Origin of the sequence: Nocardia sp. NPDC058658 (assembly GCF_042716665.1) — a bacterium.
GTDB lineage: Bacteria > Actinomycetota > Actinomycetes > Mycobacteriales > Mycobacteriaceae > Nocardia.
On the sequence record NZ_JBHXRR010000039.1, the window covers coordinates 1 to 21,531 of the forward strand.

Genomic DNA, 21,531 nt, shown 5'->3' on the forward strand with positions numbered 1-21,531 from the left:
ACGTCCACCAGGCTCGAAGAACAAGCACCGAGCACCCCGTCCGGCGGTCGGCAAACCCACCGACACCGAAACCCCAGGTTAAAAACCAAGATGAGTACATGGTGATCAACTGCCCAGATCTACGACCCCACTGTGGTGGGGTCCGGCGGGCTCGTGTCAGTGTGCGGCGGGGTGTGGGTGTTGGACCCTATGCTCGGGTTCATGGACTTTTCTGCGATGGTTGCCCGTGAATCCGATGGTGGGATCGTTCTCGCGCGTGAAACGGTGGGGGATGACTTTCTCGGTACCGGCGATGTGACGATCAAGGTCCATTACTCGAGCGCGAATTACAAAGACCTGCTGGCGATTACGCCGCGCGGTGGTGTGGTCCGCAACTATCCGATCGTGCCCGGTATCGACCTCACCGGTGAGGTGATCGCCTCGGACTCCGACGACTTCGCCCCCGGCGACCAGGTCATCGCCCACGGCTACGACCTCGGCGTCTCCCGCAACGGCGGCTTCGCCGAGTACTCCAAAGTGCCCGCCGAGTGGGTGGTGAAACTCGACGGCCTCGACACCCGTGACGCCGCCACCATCGGCACCGCCGGCTTCACCGCCGCCATGAGCGTGCAGGCCCTGCTCGACCACGGCCTCACCCCCGACGACGGCGCGGTCCTGGTCACCGGCGCGACCGGCGGCGTCGGCACCGTGGCCATCGACATCCTCTCCGGCCTCGGCTTCGAGGTCATCGCCTCCACCGGCAAAACCGACGCGAACGACCTGCTCGCCGAACTCGGCGCCAACGAGGTCATCGGCCGCCTCCCCCTCGACCCCGACGCCAAGCCCCGCCCGCTCAACAAGGCCAACTGGGCATCCGCGGTGGACAGTGTCGGCGGCGCCTCCCTCGCCCACGTCCTCAGCGCCATCGGCTACGGCGGCGCGGTAGCGGCCAGCGGCCTCACCGGCGGCGCCGACCTCCCCACCACAGTCCTCCCCTTCATCCTGCGCGGCGTCAGCCTGCTCGGCATCGACTCGGTCCAACTCCCCATCGAAAAGCGCCGCACCCTCTGGACCTCCCTCGGCAAAGACCTACGCCCCCAACACCTCTCGACCATCGAATCCTTCACCCCCATCACCGAAGTGGGCACCGTCCTCCAATCGATCAAGGACGGCAACCACTCCGGCCGTACGGTCATCGGCGTAGCCAACGAATTCTGAGACATTGGCGGCTGGTGCCGCGGTTCTCGGTGTTTGACTCCACCTCTTCCCTCCCTACGGGCCTCCTTTGTCGCAGGAGTGACGAGTCAGCTCTAACCCGGGACCCTCCGGTCAGTCCATCGGCGGAGGCGCGCCGAGAACACTGGTGGCTGCTCGTCATGCGATGGCCGGCGCTATCGGGTCGTCGGCGAACTGGGTTCGGTAGAGCTCGGCGTAACGGCCGTCGGCGTTGAGGAGGGTGGCGTGGGTGCCTCGTTCGATGATGCGGCCTTCTTCCAGGACCAGGATCTGGTCGGCGGCGCGGATGGTGGACAGGCGGTGGGCGATTACCAGGGCGGTGCGGCCGGTCAGGGCTTCGGCCAGGGCGGCTTGGACGGCTGCTTCCGAGGTGGAGTCGAGTGAGGCGGTTGCCTCGTCGAGGATGACCACTCGCGGTTGCTTGAGGAGCAGGCGGGCGATGGTGAGGCGTTGGCGTTCGCCGCCGGAGAGGCGGTAGCCGCGTTCGCCGACCACGGTGTCGAGGCCGTCGGTGAGTGAGGTGACCAGGTCGTGGAGGCGGGCGCGGTCGAGGGCGTTCCACAGTTCGTCTTCGGTCGCCTCCGGGCGGGCCAGCAGCAGGTTCGCGCGGATGGTGTCGTGGAACAGGTGGCCGTCCTGGGTGACAAGGCCGACGGTGCGTTGGATGGATTCGGTGGTCAGGTCGCGCACGTCGGCGCCGTTGAGGCGGACCGCGCCGGAGTCGACATCATAGAGACGCGAAACCAGTTGGGCGATGGTCGATTTGCCCGCGCCGGAGGAGCCGACCAGAGCGATGAGCTGGCCGGGTTCGGCGCGCAACGACACCTCGTGCAGCACCTCGACCCCGCCCCGGCTGTCCAGCGTCGCCACGTCTTCCAGGGAAGCGAGCGAGACCTTGTCGGCCGACGGGTAACCGAAGTTCACCCCGTCCAGCTCCACCGCGACGGGACCGTCGGGCACGGGGGTGGCGTGCGGGGCGTCTTCGATCAGCGGCTTCAGATCGAGCACCTCGAAGACACGCTCGAAACTCACCAGCGCCGACATGATCTCCAGCCGGGCGCTGGCCAGTGCGGTGAGCGGGGTGTAAAGGCGGGTGAGCAGCAGCGAGAGCGCGACGACCGAGCCCGCGTCGAGGCTGCCCTGCAGCGCGTACCAGCCGCCGAGGCCGTAGACCAGGGCGAGCGCGAGCGCGGAGACCAGGGTGAGCGAGGTGACGAAGGTGGTCTGCAGCATGGCGGTGCGCACACCGATGTCACGCACGCGGGTGGCGCGCACCGCGAACTCCGAGGACTCCTGCTTCGGCCTGCCGAACAGTTTCACCAGGGTGGCGCCGGGCGCGGAGAAACGCTCGGTCATCTGCGTGCTCATGGCCGCGTTGAGCTGGGCGGCTTCGCGCTGCATGGCGGCGAGTTTGTTGCCAGCGCGCCGGGCCGGGATGACGAACACGGGCAGCAGCACCAGGGCGAGCAGGGTGATCTGCCAGGAGATGCTGAGCATCACGGCGAGCGTGAGCAGCAGGGTGACCAGGTTGGTGATCACGCCGGACAGCGTGTCGCTGAACGCGCGCTGCGCACCGATCACATCGCTGTTGAGCCTGCTCACCAGCGCGCCGGTCCGGGTGCGGGTGAAGAACGCGACGGGCATCTTCTGGACGTGATCGAACACGGCGGTGCGCAGATCGAGGATCAGACCCTCACCGATCCGGGCCGACAGCCAGCGGATGGTGATGCCGAGGGCGGCGTCGGCGACGGCCAGACCCGCGATGGCGAGCGCGAGCAGCACCACCGTGCGTGGCGCGGAACCGTCGACGATCCCGTTCACCACGCGCCCCGCCAGCACCGGTGTAGCCACACCGAGCACCGCGGCCAGCACGCTGAGCAGCAGGAACCCGCTGATCCGCCGCCGGTGGTGCTGCGCGAACCGCAGGATCCGCCGCGCCGTCACCATGCTGAACGGGCGCAGGTCTTCGGGGGCGTTCGCCCGCCGGTACATCTGGCTGTATGCCACTGATTCGATACTCACTGCCACTCTCCTCGAGGCTCCCCACCCATTGAACTCCTGCCCACCGACACTAAAACCTCAACAAAGGTTGAGTGCAAGTGTTTGTTGGAGCGCTACCGCCGCTGCGCGGCGGGACCCTCCTCGAGGTCGGGTCGTTGTGGCTGGGAGTGTGGTCATGGCGGAACCGGGGTTGGGGTAGCAACGGCGGCTAACTCGCGGCCGGGCCGCTACCGCCGCTTCGCGGCGGACCCTCCCTATGGGTCGGGAGTGCGGGCTGGGCGGAACCGGGGTTGGGGTCGCAGCGGGGCTGACTTGTGGTTGGGCCGCTACCGCCGCTGCGCGGCGGGACCTCCTCGGGGTCGGGTCGTGGGGGGTTGGGAGTGTGGTCATGGCGGATTTGGGGTGTGCGGTGTGGCTGGTAGTGCGGTCATGGCGGACTTTGGGTGCGTTGTGTGGCTGGGGGTCATCGTGGCGGATCTGAGGTCTACGGGGCGCGCATAGGCTCACAGGGTGGACGACGATCGGAGCGTGGAACGGGTTGCCGATGCCTTGCGTGCGCGGGTCGGGTGCACGGTCGACGCGTCGGTGCGTAGGCGGGTGGAGTACTCCTCCGACGCGTCCAACTACCGCGTCCGGCCCACGATGGTGGTGTTTCCGCAGGGCGATGACGATGTCGCCGCGACCGTGGTCTTCGCGCGCGAGAACGGGCTGTCGGTGACCGCTCGCGGCGCGGGCACCTCGGTCGCGGGCAATGCCATCGGGCCGGGAATCGTGCTGGATTTCAGCAGGCACATGAACGCGGTGCGCGCGGTCGATGTCGAGGCGCGAACGGCCACCGTGCAGCCGGGGGTGGTGCTGTCGGAACTGCAGCGCAAGCTGCGACCACACGGGCTGCGGTTCGGGCCCGATCCGTCGACGCAGGATCGCTGCACGCTGGGCGGGATGATCGGCAACAATGCCTGCGGGCCGCATGCGCTGGCCTGGGGTCGCACTGCCGATACCGTGCGTGAACTGCGTATTCTCGACGGTACGGGGCAACGGCGGACGCTCGGCACCGACCTGACCGCAGTGCCCGGTCTGGCGAATTTCACCACCGCGAACTTGGCTGTCCTGCGCACCGAACTCGGTCGCTTCGATCGACAGGCATCCGGCTATGGTCTGGAACATCTGCTGCCGGAACATGGTTCGTCGGTCGCGAAGGCTTTCGTGGGCTCCGAAGGAACCTGTGGACTACTTCTGGAAGCAGATGTCGCGCTCACGCCGGTACCCGCTGCAACGGTACTGACGGTCCTCGGATACCCCGATATTGCTTCGGCCGCAGACGATATCGCCGCTGTGACCCGCTGCGCGCCGATCGCGGTGGAGGGCGTCGATGCGGGCTTGGTCGATGTAGTCCGCGCGCACAGGGGAACCGTGCCCGAACTACCGCGAGGCCGCGGATGGCTGTTCGTCGAAACTGCGGGAGCAACCCCGGCCGAGGCATTGGCCGCAGCCGAACTCCTTTGCACGACAAGCAATGCCGATGACCATCGAATAGTCACCGATCCTGCTGCCACGGCGGCGCTCTGGCGTATCCGAGCCGACGGCGCGGGTCTGGCGGGTCGAACGCCTGACGGAAATCCGGCCTGGCCGGGTTGGGAAGACGCGGCCGTCCCACCGGAGAATCTGGGCACCTACCTCCGCGAATTCGCCACGCTCACCGCTGAATACGACGTAACCGGCCTGCTCTATGGCCACATCGGCGACGGCTGCATCCACGTCCGCCTCGACTTCCCGATCACCGACGCCCCCCAACGCTTTCGCACCTTCCTCTTCGACGCCGCCGAACTGGTTGTGCGCCACGGCGGCTCACTCTCGGGCGAGCACGGCGACGGCAGAGCCAGATCCGAACTCCTCGAAGTCATGTACTCACCGGCCGCCCGCGCGGCCTTCTCGGGCTTCAAATCCCTCTTCGACCCCGACAACATCCTCAACCCGGGCGTCCTCGTCGCCCCGAACCCCGTCGACGCCGACCTACGCGTAGCCGGTCTCGCACCATTCCCCGCGCGAGGTTTCGCCCTGTCCACAGACTCCGGCGACTTATCCACAGCTGTGCACAGATGTGTAGGAATCGCGAAGTGCCGCGCGGACACCCGCACGTCCGGCGGTTTCATGTGCCCGTCGTACCTGGCCACCGCCGACGAGAAGGACACCACCCGCGCCCGCGCCAGAGTGCTCCAGGAGGTGGTGCGCGGCGAACTCGACTGGCGCGCACCGGCAGTCGAGGAATCCCTCGATCTCTGCCTGGCTTGCAAAGCCTGCGCCTCCGACTGCCCCGCCGGCGTCGACATGGCGACCTACAAGTCCGAGGCACTGTACCGCCGCTACCGAAACCGCCTCCGTCCGCTGGATCACTATGTCCTGGGCCAACTCCCACGCTGGCTCACCATCGCGCAACGCTTCCCCCGCCTCGCCAACGCCCTGGCTTCCCGTCCGTACCTCCGCCGAGCTGGCATGCGTCTGGCCGGAATCGACCCCAGACGCGCGGCACCGCGACTCGCCCCTACATCGCTGCGCCGGATCTGGAAAATTTCGGGCCGAAACGGCACCCGTGCTGCGGTCGAGACCGCCTCCGATCGTGGCTCGCGGCTCTGGAAAGTGCTGGACCGAACCGACACTCACGCATCGGACGGGATCACCTCCGCCGCATACGATCTCGACTCAGCCCGAAGCCATGGCGTCGGGCCAGCCGTAGTCGGCGCTCCGCACGCACGGGAAGTGATGCTGTGGATCGACACCTTCACCGACACCTTCGACCCCGAAAATGCCCTAGCCGCAATCCAACTGATCGAACAGCTCGGCTACAAAGTCACCATCCCGAACACCAAAGTCTGCTGCGGCCTCACCTGGATCAGCACCGGCCAACTCGACGGCGCCCGCACCCGCCTACGCGCCACCCTCGACGCCGTCGCCGACCACGTAGCCACAGGCGGCCTGATCATCGGCCTCGAACCCTCCTGCACCGCCACCCTCCGCGCCGACCTCCCCGAACTACTCCCCCACGACCCCCGCGCGAAACAAGTCGCGGCCTCGATCCGCACCCTGGCGGAATTCCTGCTCGAGCACCCCATCTGGCAACCACCCCGGCGCCCACAGGACACGGTGATCGTCCAACCCCACTGCCACCAGCACGCCGTCGGCGACTTCGACGCCGAACGCCGAATCCTGAAGGCGATGGGCGTGACAGTCAAGGAACTCGCGGGCTGCTGCGGCCTGGCAGGCAACTTCGGCATGCAGAAAGGCCACTACGAAGTCTCGGTCGCCGTAGCGGAAAACGCTCTGCTCCCAGCCCTGCGAACGGCCACACCGAACACGACCTTCCTGGCCGACGGCTTCTCCTGCCGCACCCAAGCCGCCCAGCTGGCCGGTGTCCCTGGCGTCCACCTGGCCAGGTACCTGCTCGATCGACCTCAGCCGCTGACCTGAGACGAGTTCGCCGGGACCTACGTCGCGCGCCGCCGCGAGGTCGGCTGCGGGGGGACGCCGATCACAGGCGCACAATGGTCGAATGCGTGACCAGACCCTGGACCAGGACCTGGCCGGTCTGTCCAGAACCGTCCGGTCGAGCAGACCCTTCGACGTCGCCATCACCGTGGAACCCCTGCGCCGCGGCGGCGGCGACCCCTGCCACCACATCACCCCCGACGGCGCCCACTGGCACGCCTCGCGCATGCCCACCGGCGTGGTCACCTACCGCCTCACCCAGGACGGCCGCGACGGCGCCACCGCCCGCGCCTGGGGCCCCGGCGCCGAGGAATTCCTGGCCGGCCTCGAGACCATGCTCTGTCTCGAGGAGAACCTCGACGACTTCTCCCCCGAACACCCCAAGCTCAAAGAAGCCCACCGCACCGTCCCCGGACTGCGCATGCTGAAGACCGGCCGGGTGATGGAGGCGCTGGTCCCGGCCATCCTCGAACAAAAAGTGCACACGAAGGCCTCGTTCGCCTCCTGGCGCACCCTGGTCCGCGAGTTCGGCACCAAGGCCCCCGGCCCGGCCCCGACCGGCCTGATGGTGGCACCGGATGCCGAGACCTGGCGATTGATCCCGTCGTGGAAATACCACCGGGCCAATGTCGGCCCGCAACGCGCACAGACCATCGTGCGCGCCGCCAGGGTCGCCGACTCGATCGAACGCACGGCAACCCTCGACCCGACCGAGGCCGCACAACGTTTACGCAGCCTGCCCGGCATCGGCGTCTGGACGGTGGCCGAGACCGCGCAACGCGCCTTCGGCGACGCCGACGCCCTCTCGGTGGGCGACTACCACCTCGCCGCCGTGGTCGGCTGGAGCCTGCTCGGCCACCCGATCGACGACGACATGATGATCGAATACCTGCGCCCGCTCCAACCCCACCGCTACCGCGCGGTGCGACTGCTGGGCCTGAGCGGCCAGGCGTACAAACCGAAGTTCGGCCCGCGCGACCCGATCACCGATCACCGCCACCACTAACGCGTGGCGCGCGCGTCCAGCACGCAGCGACCCGCTTCGACAAGGGTGTTCCGAGCCCGCCTTCGCACCCGACACACTTCGACCGTGCAGTCGAGGTGCAATTGCATTGCGGCATGGGCTTGTTCGGGATCCATCGGTCCCGGATCGGTAGAGCAACTCAGCAGTGCTGTGGCGACGCGCATGTTCACTTCGCTCAATTGCATGAACCAAGCACAGCACGCAAACACCCGGCTAACGGTGAGTACACGCGGCCTTCGCGAGATTTACCGCGAATTCCCAGCACAACATCCAAGGGGGAGTGCAGGATTCCCCACAGTGGACGAAATCCATCCTCGCAGTGGGGCTCGGCGTGGATGTGTGACACTTCAAGGAGGGGCTGTGGCAGCGATCGCATCGAACGGAACAGACGGGCACGGTGTCTCCTCGACCCTGCCACGTCGCCAACTCGGCCGCTACCTGCGGGATTGGCGCACCCAGGCCGGGCTCACCATCGCCGAAGCGGCCCGGCTGATGGAGTGGGGTGCGAGCACCCTGCAGCGGCTGGAAAAAGGTCAGGCCGACCGCATTCGGACCATCGACATCCACGAACTGTGCCGCATCTACGGCATTCCCGAACACCTCGCCGACGGCCTCACCGGTCTCGCACAGCAGGCCGCTGTCAAGAGCTGGTGGCACGCCTACGGCGATCTGATTCCCGAAAACTTCGATATCTATGTGGGTTTGGAGGCATCGGCGCATCGGTTGCGTGCCTATCAGTCCGAGCTGGTGCCGGGCCTGCTGCAGACCGCCGAATACGCACGCGCGCTGAATCATCTGGGCTTTCCTCAGGATTCGGTCGACGAGCTCGATCGGCGGGTCGCGCTGCGACTACAACGTCAGGCGTTGATCACCCGCAAGCATTCGCCGGCCGAGATCGACGTGGTTCTGCACGAATCGGTATTGCGTAGCGTCGTGGGTGATGCAAAGGTGATGGCTGCGCAGTTGCGACATCTCGCCGACGCGAGTACCCGAAGTAATGTGGCATTGCGCATCCTGCCGTTTGCCGCCGGTGTTCCGCTCGGAGTCTCCACCGGACCTTTCACGGTTCTCGAGTTCGGGACCGACGGCAAGGGGCAACCGGTCGAACCGCCGGTGGTGTACGCCGAAGGCTTCACCGGCGACCTCTACCTGGAACGACGCGCGGATGTTCGAAGGTACGACCGGGCTCATGAATCCCTCCAGCGCGTCGCGTTGGATATCCAGTCGAGTAGAAACCTGCTCCGGCAGGTCGCGAAGGAGTATGTGGCATGAGTTTCGATCTCGTCGACGCACACTGGTTCAAGAGCACTCGCAGCGGCGCGGGCAAGGATTGCGTCGAAGTTGCCTTCCTTTTCGGCGGACAGGTCGGGGTGCGCGACAGCAAGAATCCCGCAGGTCCCGCGCTGGTCTTCGACGGCGCCAGCTGGGACGCGTTCACCCGCGGCATCGACACCGGTGTCTTCGCGTGAACACCAAGCGCGACATCGACACCAGCGGCGCCACCTGGCTGCGCGCGGGCACCGGCGAGGGCAGTGTGGAGGTAGCCATGCTGGCCGACGGGTACGTGGCGCTGCGCGACAGCAAGAACCCCGACGGGCCGGTGCTGATCTTCACGCCGAGTGAATGGACCGCCTTCACCGCGGGCGTGCACGACGGCGAGTTCGACCGCCCTTAGATCACAGAACGATAATTTTTCACCGTAGGGCGTGGTTTGGTGCGCGGCCCGGCCGGGTAGCCCAGGTATATGGACCGAGGGTTGAAGAAGATGCCACCCCGGTACCGGAGGCTAGCGCCTGAGGACGGGGTGGAACGCCTGATCGTGATCCTGCTTTTCGCGGTATCGGCGGTCGGAATCTTCGTACTCACCGGCTCGTTGCTGTCGGCGCTGTTCATCGGATTACTGGTCGGATCAGTCGCTATGGGGACTGTCGCTGTCTTATAGACAGCTGATGCTGCGGGTTTCGCAACCCGCAGCATCAACAGTTCGCAGTGTCAGTATGTTTCAGCGTCGGAACAGTTTATTTCCGAGCCAGACAATCGGGTCATATTTGCGATCCACCACCCGTTCCTTCAGCGGAATCAGCGCATTGTCGGTGATCTTGATGTGCTCGGGGCACACATCGGTGCAGCACTTGGTGATATTGCAATAGCCCAAACCCGCTTCCTCCTGGGCCATTTCGCGTCGATCGCGCGTGTCGAGGGGGTGCATCTCCAACTCGGTGATGCGCATCAGATAGCGCGGACCGGCGAAGGCGGGCTTGTTCTCCTCGTGGTCGCGCACCACGTGGCAGGTGTCCTGGCACAGGAAGCACTCGATGCACTTGCGGAACTCCTGGGAGCGCTCCACGTCGACCTGTTTCATCCGGTAGTCGCCCGGGGCGAGACCGGCGGGCGGCGCGAACGACGGTATCTCCCTTGCCTTCTCGTAGTTGAACGAGACATCGGTGACGAGATCTCTGATGATCGGGAAGGTCCGCATCGGGGTGACGGTGATGACCTCCTCCGGCGTGAACGTCGACATCCGCGTCATGCACAGCAAACGCGGGCGCCCGTTCACCTCCGCCGAACACGAACCACACTTGCCCGCTTTGCAATTCCAGCGCACCGCGAGGTCGGGGGTCTGGGTGGCCTGCAGGCGATGGATGATGTCGAGCACCACTTCGCCCTCGTTCACCGCCACCGTGTAGTCCTCGAGCTGACCGCCGTCGATGTCGCCGCGCCAGACCCGGAACCGGGCGTCGTATCCCATGGTTACGCCTTTCCCTCGGCTGTCGGGTGCTCAGCCAATTCTTGCTCGGTGTAGTACTTTTCGAGCTCGCTCAGTTCGAACAGGGCGAGCAGGTCTTCGCGCATCGGCGTCTGATCGGCGGGGGTCACGGTGACATCCGGGATCTGCGCGCGCGAACCGGACACCGCCGCGCACACCAGCAACTTGTTGCGCCAGTCGGGGTTCATGCCGGGGTGATCGTCGCGGGTGTGCCCGCCCCGGCTCTCGGTGCGCAAAAGCGCTGCCTGGGCTACACATTCGCTCACCAGCAACATGTTGGCGAGGTCGAGAGCCAGGTGCCAGCCGGGGTTGAAGGGGCGCTTGCCCTGCACGGTCACGTTGGCGTAGCGGGCGCGCAGTTCGTTCAGCTTGTCGATCGCCGCCCGCACCTCGTGTTCCTTGCGGATGATGCCGACCAGGTCGTTCATCGTCTGCTGGAGTTCGGAGTGCAGGGTGTAGGGGTTCTCCCCGGTTCCATCCGGCGTCGAATCGAACGGTGCCAATGCGGTTTTCACCGCATCGTCGACATCGGCCTCGGTAGGCACCGGTTTGGTCGTCAACTGCTGGACATAGGCCGAAGCACCGAGCCCGGCCCTGCGGCCGAACACCAACAGGTCCGAGAGCGAGTTGCCGCCGAGCCGGTTCGAACCGTGCATCCCGCCGGAACACTCACCGGCAGCGAACAATCCGGGTACCACCGCCGCACCGGTATCGGGATTCACCTCGATCCCGCCCATCACGTAGTGGCAGGTCGGCCCGACTTCCATCGGCTCGGCGGTGATGTCGACATCGGCCAGTTCCTTGAACTGGTGGTGCATCGACGGCAGCCTGCGCACGATCTCGTCGGCGGGCATGCGGGAGGCGATGTCGAGGTAGACGCCGCCGTGCTCGGTGCCGCGGCCCGCCTTCACCTCTTCGTTGATCGCCCGCGCGACCTCGTCACGGGGGAGCAGGTCGGGGGTGCGGCGCGCGGAATCGTTGTCGCGCAACCACTGATCGGCCTCTTCCTCGGTTTCGGCGTACTGGCCCTTGAACACCGGCGGGATGTAGTCGAACATGAACCGCTTGCCGTCGGAGTTCTTCAGCACGCCACCGTCGCCGCGCACACCCTCGGTGACCAGGATGCCCTTCACGCTCGGCGGCCAGACCATGCCGGTGGGGTGGAACTGCAGGAACTCCATGTTGATCAGCGTCGCGCCGGAGCGCAGGGCCAACGCGTGACCGTCGCCGGTGTACTCCCAGGAATTCGAGGTCACCTTGTAGGACTTGCCGATTCCGCCGGTGGCCAGCACGACGGCGGGTGCCTTGAACAGCACGAAGCCACCGGATTCACGCCAGTAGCCGAACGCGCCCGCGATAGCTCCTGCGTCGGTGAGCAATTCGGTGATCGTGCATTCGGCGAAGACCTTGATCCTGGCCTCGTAGTCGCCGGTCTCGGCGTAGTCCTCCTGCTGCAGCGACACGATCTTCTGCTGCATCGTGCGGATCAGTTCGAGGCCCGTCCGGTCGCCGACGTGGGCGAGACGTGGGTAGGTATGGCCGCCGAAATTGCGCTGGCTGATTCGTCCATCGGGAGTCCGATCGAACAGTGCCCCATAGGTTTCCAGCTCCCACACCCGATCGGCCGCCTCCTGGGCGTGCAGTTCGGCCATGCGCCAGTTGTTGAGGAACTTGCCGCCGCGCATGGTGTCTTTGAAGTGGGTCTGCCAGTTGTCCTTGTCGTTGGCGTTGCCCATCGACGCCGCGCAACCACCTTCGGCCATCACGGTATGTGCCTTGCCGAACAACGACTTACACACCACCGCCACCGAAAGTCCCTGTTCGCGTGCCTCGATCACGGCTCGCAGACCCGCGCCGCCCGCCCCGATCACTACGACGTCGTAGTCGTGCCGTTCCACGTCTGGCATTGAAATTCGAGCTCCTCGCGTTGTTACGGCTCAGTTGACGAACCGCAGGTCCGAAATGGTGTCGCTCGCAACCAACATCACGTAGAAGTCGGTGAGCACGAGGGTGCCGAGAGTGGTCCAGGCCAGCGCCATGTGGCGGGTGTTGAGCTTGGAGATCTGGGTCCAGTACCAGTACCGCACCGGGTGGGCGGAGAAATTCTTGAGCTTGCCGCCCACGATGTGCCTGCACGAGTGACACGACAGCGTGTAGGCCCACAGCAGGATCACATTGACCAGCAGCACGATATTGCCGAGGCCGAAACCGAAACCGCCACTGCTGCCGTGGAACGCGGTGATCGCGTCATAGGTGTTGACCAGCGAAACCACCAGCGCCACATAGAAGAAGTAGCGGTGCGCGTTCTGGATGATCAACGGCAGTCGCGACTCACCCGTGTAGCGCGCGTGCGGCTCGGCCACCGCGCAGGCGGGCGGGGAGAACCACACCGAGCGGTAGTAGGCCTTGCGGTAGTAGTAGCAGGTCAGCCGGAAGCCGAGCAGGAACGGCAGCACCACGAACCCCAGCGGGATCCACATCGGCAACTCGGGGAACGGTGTGCCGAAATGAGCCGAGCCCGGCACGCACGAGTCGCTCAGACATGGCGAGTAGAACGGGGTCAGATAGTGGAACTCGGGCACCCAATAGGCCGTTCGCACAAAGGATCTGATTGTCGCGTAGGTGACGAACGCGAAGAGTCCGAGCGCGGTGAACAGCGGTGGTAGCCACCAGCGGTCGGTGCGGAGGGTGCGCGCGGAGATGCGGGCACGGGTTCGGCTGAATACGCCGGTGCCCGCGCTGTGCGATCCGGGGGAAGTGGTCGGTGCGGCACTCACGGTGGATGCCTCGCTGATCTTCGAGTCTGCGGGGAGTGATCATTACCCACCGCGATGGATTGTGATGTGGAGCACCATACGCCTGTGTTCGCGCCGCTCGCGCCGGGTCTCACGCACTCGGTCGCCACACATGGCGGTGATCTCGATCACAGCCGTGACGTCGGTGACGGGCTGTCATACCTGTGCAACAAACCTGTGGTGCCCTGTGACAGGTAATCCCCCGCCGGGGAGAGGAGCGTGACGCGCAATGAGAAGAGCCGCGATCGTGGCACCCGTTCGCACGCCAAGTGGCGTCGAGGGTGGGGCGCTGTCGGGTATGCCCGCCGAGTGGTTGGCGACCACGGTGTTGTCGGCCGTGATCGAACGCTCCGGAATCGACCCGCTACGCATCGACGACGTGGCCATGGCCTGCGTCGACGGTGGCCTCTCCGACGTGCCCGCGGTGGGTTCCCTCGCCGCGCGCGGAGCCGGATTACCTTTCGCAGTACCCGGTTTCGTCACCGACAAACACGGTGGCAGTGGTCTGCAGGCGGTGATCACCGCGGCGATGATGGTGCAGACCGGTGCCGCCGACGTGGTGGTCGCGGGTGGGGTCGAATGCGCGTCGTCGGTGCCGGGCCTGCCGGGGGGAACCGCCGGTCTGCACAACGCCGAGCACCTGGCCCACTACTACGGGATCGACCGCAACGCCGCCGACGAGTTCGCGGTGGCGAGTCATCGCAAGGCCGCCAGGGCCTGGCGCCAAGGTGCGTTCGCGGCCGAGGTGGTCGGGGTCGCGGCCGGATACGGCGACCACCAGATCACCCGCGACGAAGGCGTTCGCGACGACCTGTCGACCCACACCCTCGCAGGCCTGCGCCCGCTGCTCCCCGACGGCGTGGTGACGGTCGGCAACATGAGTTCGCATCGGCTCGGGGCATCCGCGTGCCTGGTCGTGGCCGAGGACCGACTCGGCGAACTGGGGCTCGCCCCGATGGCATTTCTCGCCGGCTGGGCGGCGGCCGGTTGCGACAGCGAAGGGCCCGGCCTCGGGGCGGCGCCGGCGGTATCGAAACTGCTCGGGCGCACCGGATGCACCCTCGACGAGATCGACCTGCTCGAGATCAACGAGGGTTACGCGGTGGAGGTGCTCGCACTCGCCACCGAATGGGAACTCGACCCACTCGACCGGCTCAACGTGAACGGTTCCGACATCGCCCTCGGCCACCCGGTCGGGGCCACCGGCCTGCGGATCATGACGACGATGCTGCACGAACTGAGCCGCAACGGCGGCCGCTACGGGCTGGAGGCCATCGCCCTCGGTCACGATCACGGGATCGCGGCACTGTTCGAATCAGCCGAGGTCGAGGCACCGGTCGAGGTACCTCGGGGGGCTCGATTCCACGGGTCACGAACACGCAGACTCGGTCGACACCGGGCGGGGTAGAGGTCGGCGCGACGACCCTGGTTGCAGAGCCGCCGCGCCGGTGATCAGGTCTTACTTGGTCCGAGGCCGGGAGTGGAAGCCGAGACCTTCGTCCTGGGCGCCCATCCAGGCCGCTTCATCCGACTTGCTGTCGGGGACGTAAATCGGTTCCGACCTGCGGGGGACCGCCAGTTCCGGCGGTGGTTCCTGTTCGAAGTCCTCGGCGTCGATGACGAGTCGCTCCAGGTCGTTCTCCAGGCGGCGGATGGTGGCCGCGTCGCCGTAGTTGGAACGCAGTGCGCCGATCGACTGCCGGAGTTGGCCGACCGCGTAGCGCAGTTCCGCAATATCGCTGCGTGTCATCGTTACCTCCTGGGTATATGGCGGGCATACCGACTCGCCGGATCACGGGTACGCCCGTAAAGTCCCCGGGCCGCACTGCACCGAGTGTGTGACTCACCACACATCGTGATCTCCACCACAATAACGGATCTTTTCGGTTTACGCCCGTTGTTGTGGGGGATCACAGGATTGCCGTCGGGTAACTGTTCGGGCTACCCGGCGACCGCGTACTTGGCGCGGATGCCGCTGCCTGCCCGGTCGAGCAGCGCGGTGATCGAGAGCGCCACCTCCTCCGCGCGTTCAAGGATCACGCTGTGACCCGCGCCCTCGATCCGCACCAACTCGGCGCCTGCCAGCTGCGAGGCCAGCACCACCGAGTGCGCGAACGGCACCATGAGATCGGCCGAACCCGCCAGGACGAGTGCGGGCAGATCGCCGAAGCGGGGGAGGTTGTGCGCCTCGTCGAAGTCGAGCAGCGAACTCAGGAAGCCCGACATGGTGAGCAGTGCCGTCTCGTTGAGTACCGCGGTGGCGATGGCCGCGACCCGTGGACTCACCCGCCGGGTGCCCGTGCTCGCCTCGCGGATCAGCGGCCCGAAGATCCAGCGCGACAAGCGCTTCGACGCGTGCATCACCCTGGGTGCGTGTACGACGGCGCGCTGCAGCGAGGCCACCGCGTGCCGGTTGAGCAGCCTGCCGAGGCCGACCTCGGTGATCCCGCCCGCGGCGCCCGCGATCAGGCCGATCCCCGCGACCCGCTCGCCGATGGCCGCCGGGTACAGGCGGGCGTAGGCCAGCACCGCCATCGCGCCCATCGAGTGCCCGACCAGCACCACGGGCCCGGTCGGCGCCACCGCGCGCAGTACCGCGTCGAGATCGGTGGCGAGCTGGTCGATCGTGTAGGTGTCGTGGTGGGCGTGCCCGGATTCGCCGTGGCCGCGGTGGTCGTAGAAGACCATGCGGGTGTCGGCGTCCCAGTCGCGCAGCAGGTGGTCGCGCAGGAACGCCCAGTATTCGGTGTGCAGGCAGTGGCCGTGGACGAAGACGACGGTCAGCGCCGCATCGGCGGCGCCGAAGCTGCGGACCGCGATCGGCACACCGTCATCGGTGACGACAGTGCAGCGGCGACCGCTGTCGGTGATAGGGAAGGTCTTCGACATTGCGGCCTCCTCCGTCCGGCGGGACGCGCCTCGAGTGGCGGGTTCCTGCTGGTGTTTTCGGAGTAGGTTTCCAGCACGTTAACCGCTCAACCCTGGCGTTATCCACCCGATGCGCAACCGATCCCGGGCGGGCCCGCACCGTTACTCAGGAAAATCTTCTGATTTCTAGGCATTTCACTAGAAACTTGTAGACGATTGTCGAGATGCGCCTTCGCAGGTATCTATTCCGCTTTCTAGTAGACGGCCTAGAAACGGGAAGAAACTCATACGCTCCGGAGATATCGGCCGAAATGGGGGACGGTGAAGCCGATCGTGCCGCGTTCGGCCGAGTAGATGAGGCCCTTCTTGATCAGGCCGTCGCGCGCGGGCGACACCGACGCAGGCTTGCGCCCGAGCTCGGCGGCCACGGCCGAGGTCGCGACCGGCGCGTCGTCGCCCGCCAGGTCGGCCATCGCGCGCATGTACTCGCGCTCGGCGGGCGTCGCGCGTTCGTAGCGGGAACCGAAGAACCCGACCGCCAGTTCCTCTTCGGCGGCAGGGGATGCCACCGCCACGTCTTCGGCGGTGATCGGGCTGTCTGGTGCCTGATCCCAGGCCGCCTTGCCGTAGGCCTGCACGAAATACGGGTAGCCATCGGCTCTTTGGTAGAGCGAATCGAGCGCCGTTTCGGTGAACTTCACGTCCTCGCGTTCGGCGGGCGCGATCAGCGCGAGGTCGGCCGACTCGCGGTCGAGGCGATCGATGCGGTGATAGCTGAACAGTCGCTCGGAGTAGCTTTTCGAGGCCGAAAGCACCGCGGGCAGATGGGGCAGACCCGCGCCGACGACGATCAGCGGTGCGCCGTCCTGGCTCAGTTCGTGGCAGGCGCCGCAGATCGCGGACACATCCGCCGGGCCGAGGTCTTGCATTTCGTCGATGAAGATGGCAATGCCGACGCCGATGTCGGCGGCAAGGGCAGCGGCCTCTTTGAACAGTTCGATCAGGTCGATCTCGATATCGCCGGAATCCGCGCGGCCGGTCACCGCGGGCACGTCGATGCCGGGCTGCCAGCGTTCGCGCATGCCCTTGTCCGCGGTCGCACGCAGGGCGAAGGCCTTGAGGATGCCGAGGAAATCGTCGACCTGTTCGCTGTTGCGGGCGTTCATCGCGATCCCGCGCACCGCCATGTGCAGCGCCGAGGACATCGGCCTGCGCAGATCCTGATCCGGCCGCGCCTCGATCTTGCCGGTGCCCCAGCCGCGCGAGATGGCAGCGGAGCGAAGTTGATTGAGCAGCACCGTTTTTCCGACGCCGCGCAGGCCGGTGAGCATCACACTGCGTTCGGGGCGACCGCGGGCGATGCGCTCGAGCACGATGTCGAACGCGGCGAGTTGTTTGCCGCGCCCGGCCAATTCGGGCGGACGCTGGCCGGCGCCGGGTGCATACGGATTGCGCACGGGGTCCATGCCGGATAACCGTAGCGCGTGTGCACGGGAGAATCTCGGTAACTCTGCCCTGTGTCCTAGATACTGCTAGCGAACACAAGATCGTCCGTGCGTTCGAGAGTGAGGGTGATGTCCGAGCAACCGAGGTCCACTGCCGAAATGGTCGCCGCGTGGCCGCTGCCGCAAGGGGCGCATCTGGCCGACTCGGTCCGGCGGGCACTGCTCGCGACGCTCGAGGCGACGGTGGAGGAGGGCTACAGCGAACCTCCGCCGGAGTCGCTCGCCACACTCGCGCTCGGACCGCTGCTGATCATGCTCGGCAGGCTCGAGATCGACCTGGCCGACGCCCGCACCCGCATCGACGAACTCGAACGCGCGCTGGGCGCTCGGTAACGCACCGCGCGCCGGCGACGATGAAATCGTTACTCGCGCCGACACGCCGGTCCCGTGGCCCCTGTGCTGGGCTTTTCCCGTCGGGGGAAAACAACTTGCGTGCTTCGCTGGACAGCGCTCATCACAGGCCGTAATCTTCTCGTGACTTAGTGGAGTCTGTCGGTTCGTCAGAGAAGCGGCGCCACTGGGTCACCGCCGAATAGTCGTCATCGCCACCGCGATTCGCGACGAAGCGGCGGGTGAGTAGCAAGATCGGAGACTCGTCTCGGTGGGTAAACACAGCTTGCAGCGGGATTCTCGACTGCCGAATTCCGTCAAGGGCGCTCTCGTCTTGGGTGCGGTGGCCGCTACAACCGGTGCGATGCCCGCGCTTTCGCAGGCCGCCACGATCAACATTCCCGGTCTCGGAAACTTCGATCTGCCGCCAGAGCTCGAGCAGCCGGCGCAGGAAGTCGAGAGGCAGCTGCAGTCGATGGTCGCCCCCCAGGGCCAGGCCGCACCGCAGCTCCCGAGCGTGCAGCTCGACAACCCCTTCACTCAGCAGCAGCAGACCGCGGGCAACATCGCCCTCGACGCCGCGCGCGGCAAGCTGGGCGCCCAGTACAACTGGGGCGCCGCGGGCCCGCAGAGCTTCGACTGCTCCGGCCTCGTCCAGTGGGCGTACCGCCAGGCCGGTGTCGAACTGCCGCGCACCAGCTTCGAGCAGTCGCACGTCGGCGCGCCCGTCTCGTTCGACAACCTGCAGGCCGGTGACATCGTCATCACCAACGGTGGCGGCCACGTCGGTATCTACGCGGGCGACGGTCAGCTCCTCAACGCCGTGCAGTCGGGCACCCCGGTGTCCTACACCCAGCTCTCCGCCGACGACGTCGTTACGGCCCGCCGTATCGTCTAAGGGGTGAATCCCGGCCCTTCGGATGGCAAGCACTCCGAGACCCAGGCCCGCGTGGATGCGTGGACCTGGGCTGTGCGCTTGTTCAAAACACGCTCGGCCGCGGCAGCAGCTTGCCGCGCCGGGCATGTTCGCGTCAACGGGGTCACCGCGAAACCGGCACTGACCGTGCGTCCCGGTGACGAGATCAGGGTTCGTGCCGCCGGTCTCGAACGCATCGTGATCGTCGAGCGGATCATTCACAAGCGCGTCGGCCCACCTGTGGCCGCCCAGTGTCTGATCGACCGCAGCCCGCCGCCGCCGCCGAAGGAAGTCCTCGCGACGTTGCCGGTGCGTGAGCGGGGGGCCGGGCGACCTACGAAACGTGAGCGGCGCGAGACTGATCGGCTGATGGGCCGTACCGACTGAGGGTTACCGAGTCCGGGTGGTTCGAGGCTGTATTTTTGGAGCGCTGGCGCGCTCGAGCGGGGCCCTCCGGTGCCCCGATCTTCCCTCCCTGCGGGTACTCCTTCGTCGCACCCTCCGGTCAGTCCAGATCGGGGCGGGCCCCTTTGGGTAGAGACTTCCTGGGATTACCCGGCCCAGGCTGTGGACGTGGGGCGGTATGCGGATGTTGTTTTGCGTTAGCCGAATTGGTGTCGTCGGGGTGTGGGCGAACCTCGTCCGGTGGTCGGGGTGGGGGCGATCGCCTACGGTGACAGGTATGGGTGAGCGCACGACTTTGTTATCGACTGTTCTCGCCTGTTGTGTCGCTGTCGCCGCGACGGGGCCGCGGCTGCTCTGGCCGCGTGGGGCGAACAAGGGGTTTCTCGACGGGCTCGAGTCAGCGCCGGTTCCGCTCGCGCACAACACCGTTGAGCTGACCGCGCTGATGCAGGCGCAACTGTGCACGCCGACCGCGATCGTCGCCGAGGGGGTGCGGACGCTGCGGTCCACCCGGCTCACCATGTCGACGTTCCTGATCCGCCACCCTGACGCCACCTTCCTTGTCGACCCGGCGATCTGCGCGGGCGTACACCAGCGGGTGCTGCCCGAGCTGGGGTTCCCGATCGCGCAGCTGGTCGCCCCCGACGATCCGATCCACCCGCTGACCGACGTGCTCGCCGCCAACGACCTCACCGGCAACGACATCGACTTCGTGCTGCCCACGCACCTGCACTGGGACCACGTCTCCGGCCTGTACGAGCTGCCGGGCCTGGTCCCGATCCGGGTGCCCGCGACCGAATACCGTTGGGCGATGGCCGGTTCGAGCACGCCGCTCGGTGTCGCCCGCGGCCCCCTGCGCGGCCGCGCCTTCGACCTCTACGAACTCGACGGCCCGCCGGTCCTCACCTTCGCCCGCAGCCACGACCTCTTCGGCGACGGCTCCGTCCTGATCGTCGACCTGGCGGGCCACACCCCCGGTCACGTCGGCATCCTCCTCGCGGTCGACGACGGCTCCCGCGTCCTGCTCGCCGGCGACGCGGTCTGGAGCACACTGCAAATCGACCTGCTCCGCGAAAAAGCCCCGCTCCCAGGCGAACTGGTTGACGCCAACCGCGACAAGGCCTTCGAAACCATCCACCGCCTGCACGCCCTGCCCGCCGAGATCGAAGTCATCCCCGGCCACGACCACGCCGCCGTCGCTGCCCGCGCTGCCCGCTGAGCCGATCGTCAGCTCGCGAGCCAGGCCCGAGCGTCAGGCGGCAAGTCCCGCTGCGACAGTGGAATACCGTGGACGCCAACCCAATTCGTCGTGCGCGAGTCGGCTCGAGATCCGCATGGACGTGTCCGACATGAGCGCACCGATATAGGGCACAGCCAGTCGAATCATCCACGCGGGCAACCGAATCGGACGTGGCGTGCGCTGACTACGCGACACCTCGGCGAAGAACTCACCCCAGCTGATCGGGTTGTCGTCAGCGATGTTGTACGCGCGACCGGCGGTGCCACGTTCCAGCGCGGCAACAGTCGCGGCGGCCGCATCATCGACATGGACCCAGGTATTGACCCCACCGGACCCGAGCGGCCCGACCGGACTCCGCTTGCGCATCATGTCCGCGAACAGATCGCTGAACGCGCCGGGACCGTAGAACAGCCCGTACCGCAACGCGATCCCCTCGACACCGGGAGCCTCGAACACCTGCCGCTCACCGGCAACGCAGGCGCGCACCACCTCGTCGGCCACCCCGCCGTCGTACCCACCGAACCGATCGCGCTCGGTAATGAGGCGCTCGCCGTGGTCGTGATACCCGTACCCGAGGACCAGCGACTGCGTGACGAACCGCCCGGCGCCCACCGCCGCGGCGGCGTCGAGGAGGTTGGCGGTGCCGACCGTGCGCAGCAGTCCGGTCGGGTCATCGGCCGGAATCCGGCGCTGCACCTTCGCATTGCGCAATGCGGTGGCCTGATGGATCACCGCATCGGCGCGCAGGCCGTCGACCGCCCGCAGTAGTCCGTCGTGGTCGAGTACATCGGCGGTGATCGGGGTGGCGCCGAGCTCGCGCACGAGCGGGTGCGCACTCGGATTGCGGACGAGCGCCGAGACCGTGTGCCCGTTCGCGGTCAACGCGCGGATCAGTGGGCGGCCGATGGCGCCGGTGGCGCCCGCGAGCAGAACCTGCATGATCGAACCTTTCGGCTGAGTGGGTGTTTCCCTGCTCCTTGGA

General features: G+C 66.7%; 19 protein-coding genes. 11 read left to right on the forward strand and 8 right to left on the reverse strand.

What is annotated here, in order from left to right:
- Positions 1-201 precede the first annotated feature (201 nt).
- Positions 202-1,197, forward strand: a complete 996-nt coding sequence (locus ACFWUP_RS30475) for an acryloyl-CoA reductase (RefSeq protein ID WP_379239433.1) — start codon at positions 202-204, stop codon at positions 1,195-1,197.
- Between the two features lie 156 nt (positions 1,198-1,353).
- On the opposite strand, the gene ACFWUP_RS30480 is transcribed toward ACFWUP_RS30475, so the two are convergent.
- The gene (locus ACFWUP_RS30480) at positions 1,354-3,237 is read right to left on the reverse strand and encodes an ABC transporter ATP-binding protein (RefSeq protein ID WP_379239434.1); all 1,884 of its coding nucleotides are present in this window, start codon (positions 3,235-3,237) and stop codon (positions 1,354-1,356) included.
- Positions 3,238-3,726: 489 nt separating this feature from the next.
- Between ACFWUP_RS30480 and ACFWUP_RS30485 the strand changes: the two genes are divergently transcribed.
- From ACFWUP_RS30485 to ACFWUP_RS30505, 5 genes are all read left to right on the forward strand, one after another.
- The gene (locus tag ACFWUP_RS30485; protein WP_379239435.1) at positions 3,727-6,681 is read left to right on the forward strand and encodes an FAD-binding and (Fe-S)-binding domain-containing protein; all 2,955 of its coding nucleotides are present in this window, start codon (positions 3,727-3,729) and stop codon (positions 6,679-6,681) included.
- An 82-nt stretch (positions 6,682-6,763) separates the two neighbouring features.
- Positions 6,764-7,705, forward strand: coding sequence for a DNA-3-methyladenine glycosylase family protein (locus ACFWUP_RS30490; protein ID WP_379239436.1), 942 nt, complete (start codon positions 6,764-6,766; stop codon positions 7,703-7,705).
- Between the two features lie 378 nt (positions 7,706-8,083).
- Positions 8,084-8,995 carry a helix-turn-helix domain-containing protein gene (locus ACFWUP_RS30495; RefSeq protein ID WP_379239437.1) on the forward strand — a complete coding sequence of 304 codons (912 nt, stop codon included), beginning with the start codon at positions 8,084-8,086 and terminating at the stop codon, positions 8,993-8,995.
- On the forward strand, positions 8,992-9,192 hold the full coding sequence (locus ACFWUP_RS30500) for a DUF397 domain-containing protein (protein ID WP_379239438.1): 201 nt from the start codon (positions 8,992-8,994) through the stop codon (positions 9,190-9,192). The genes ACFWUP_RS30495 and ACFWUP_RS30500 overlap by 4 nt, the downstream gene beginning before the upstream one ends.
- Positions 9,189-9,398: a DUF397 domain-containing protein gene (locus ACFWUP_RS30505; RefSeq protein WP_379239439.1), complete on the forward strand. Its 210-nt coding sequence runs from the start codon at positions 9,189-9,191 to the stop codon at positions 9,396-9,398. Before ACFWUP_RS30500 ends, ACFWUP_RS30505 begins: the two co-directional genes overlap by 4 nt.
- Before the next feature lie 327 nt (positions 9,399-9,725).
- Here the strand turns inward: ACFWUP_RS30505 and ACFWUP_RS30510 are convergent, their stop codons facing one another.
- From ACFWUP_RS30510 to ACFWUP_RS30520, 3 genes are read right to left on the reverse strand one after another with little or no spacing between them, the layout of a single operon-like run.
- Positions 9,726-10,472, reverse strand: coding sequence for a succinate dehydrogenase/fumarate reductase iron-sulfur subunit (locus tag ACFWUP_RS30510; protein WP_379239440.1), 747 nt, complete (start codon positions 10,470-10,472; stop codon positions 9,726-9,728).
- A gap of 2 nt (positions 10,473-10,474) precedes the next feature.
- Positions 10,475-12,397 (reverse strand): fumarate reductase/succinate dehydrogenase flavoprotein subunit, encoded by a 1,923-nt coding sequence (locus ACFWUP_RS30515; RefSeq protein WP_379239441.1) that lies wholly within the window; start codon positions 12,395-12,397, stop codon positions 10,475-10,477.
- Positions 12,398-12,427: 30 nt separating this feature from the next.
- Positions 12,428-13,267, reverse strand: coding sequence for a hypothetical protein (locus tag ACFWUP_RS30520; RefSeq protein ID WP_379239442.1), 840 nt, complete (start codon positions 13,265-13,267; stop codon positions 12,428-12,430).
- Positions 13,268-13,514: 247 nt separating this feature from the next.
- Between ACFWUP_RS30520 and ACFWUP_RS30525 the strand changes: the two genes are divergently transcribed.
- Positions 13,515-14,693, forward strand: a complete 1,179-nt coding sequence (locus tag ACFWUP_RS30525; RefSeq protein ID WP_379239443.1) for an acetyl-CoA acetyltransferase — start codon at positions 13,515-13,517, stop codon at positions 14,691-14,693.
- A 51-nt stretch (positions 14,694-14,744) separates the two neighbouring features.
- Here ACFWUP_RS30525 and ACFWUP_RS30530 read toward each other — a convergent pair whose 3' ends face one another.
- From ACFWUP_RS30530 to ACFWUP_RS30540, 3 genes are all read right to left on the reverse strand, one after another.
- Entirely contained in the window at positions 14,745-15,035 is a 291-nt protein-coding gene (locus ACFWUP_RS30530; RefSeq protein WP_379239444.1) for a hypothetical protein, read from the reverse strand.
- 191 nt (positions 15,036-15,226) lie between these two features.
- Positions 15,227-16,174: an alpha/beta fold hydrolase gene (locus ACFWUP_RS30535; RefSeq protein ID WP_379239445.1), complete on the reverse strand. Its 948-nt coding sequence runs from the start codon at positions 16,172-16,174 to the stop codon at positions 15,227-15,229.
- Positions 16,175-16,437: 263 nt separating this feature from the next.
- Positions 16,438-17,619, reverse strand: a complete 1,182-nt coding sequence (locus ACFWUP_RS30540) for an AAA family ATPase (RefSeq protein WP_379239446.1) — start codon at positions 17,617-17,619, stop codon at positions 16,438-16,440.
- Positions 17,620-17,727: 108 nt separating this feature from the next.
- On the opposite strand from ACFWUP_RS30540, the gene ACFWUP_RS30545 reads away from it, so the two are divergent.
- From ACFWUP_RS30545 to ACFWUP_RS30560, 4 genes are all read left to right on the forward strand, one after another.
- Positions 17,728-17,991, forward strand: coding sequence for a hypothetical protein (locus ACFWUP_RS30545; protein ID WP_379239447.1), 264 nt, complete (start codon positions 17,728-17,730; stop codon positions 17,989-17,991).
- 361 nt (positions 17,992-18,352) lie between these two features.
- Positions 18,353-18,886 carry a C40 family peptidase gene (locus tag ACFWUP_RS30550; RefSeq protein WP_379239459.1) on the forward strand — a complete coding sequence of 178 codons (534 nt, stop codon included), beginning with the start codon at positions 18,353-18,355 and terminating at the stop codon, positions 18,884-18,886.
- Between the two features lie 3 nt (positions 18,887-18,889).
- On the forward strand, positions 18,890-19,291 hold the full coding sequence (locus ACFWUP_RS30555) for an RNA-binding S4 domain-containing protein (RefSeq protein WP_379239448.1): 402 nt from the start codon (positions 18,890-18,892) through the stop codon (positions 19,289-19,291).
- A gap of 295 nt (positions 19,292-19,586) precedes the next feature.
- Positions 19,587-20,528, forward strand: coding sequence for an MBL fold metallo-hydrolase (locus tag ACFWUP_RS30560; RefSeq protein WP_379239449.1), 942 nt, complete (start codon positions 19,587-19,589; stop codon positions 20,526-20,528).
- A gap of 33 nt (positions 20,529-20,561) precedes the next feature.
- Here ACFWUP_RS30560 and ACFWUP_RS30565 read toward each other — a convergent pair whose 3' ends face one another.
- A complete protein-coding gene (locus ACFWUP_RS30565) occupies positions 20,562-21,488 on the reverse strand; it encodes an NAD-dependent epimerase/dehydratase family protein (RefSeq protein ID WP_379239450.1) in 927 nt (308 codons plus the stop codon).
- Positions 21,489-21,531 lie beyond the last annotated feature (43 nt).